Origin of the sequence: Alcaligenes sp. 13f, assembly GCF_020496585.1 — a bacterium.
Lineage (GTDB): Bacteria > Pseudomonadota > Gammaproteobacteria > Burkholderiales > Burkholderiaceae_B > Alcaligenes > Alcaligenes phenolicus.
Window position 1 is genome coordinate 1 of the sequence record NZ_JAHKKC010000081.1, and the last position, 386, is coordinate 386.

General features: G+C 54.4%; 1 protein-coding gene. It reads left to right on the forward strand.

Annotation, left to right across the window (positions count from 1 at the left end; genetic code table 11):
• On the forward strand, positions 1 to 386 hold a 386-nt coding region (locus KOE80_RS20230), incomplete at both ends, for an ATP-binding cassette domain-containing protein (protein ID WP_226349861.1).

Sequence of the window (386 nt, forward strand, 5' to 3'; positions counted from 1 at the left end):
GGCGTCTGGCGGCGTTGGCGGCAATGCTCAACCCGGCGCGTTAATTGCCCTGTTTGTCTTCTGCGCGTTAGCCGCGTTTGAAGCACTGGCACCAGTAACGGGTGCATTTCAGCATCTGGGGCAAGTCATTGCCTCTGCCGTACGTATCTCTGACTTAACGGATCAAAAACCGGAGGTCACCTTTCCTGATACCCAAACTCGTGTTGCCGATCGCGTTTCGCTGACGTTACGGGATGTTCAGTTCACTTATCCGGAGCAATCTCAACAGGCACTTAAAGGGATTTCTCTTCAGGTAAACGCCGGGGAACATATAGCGATTCTCGGGCGAACCGGATGCGGCAAATCAACACTGTTACAACAGCTGACCCGCGCATGGGACCCGCAAC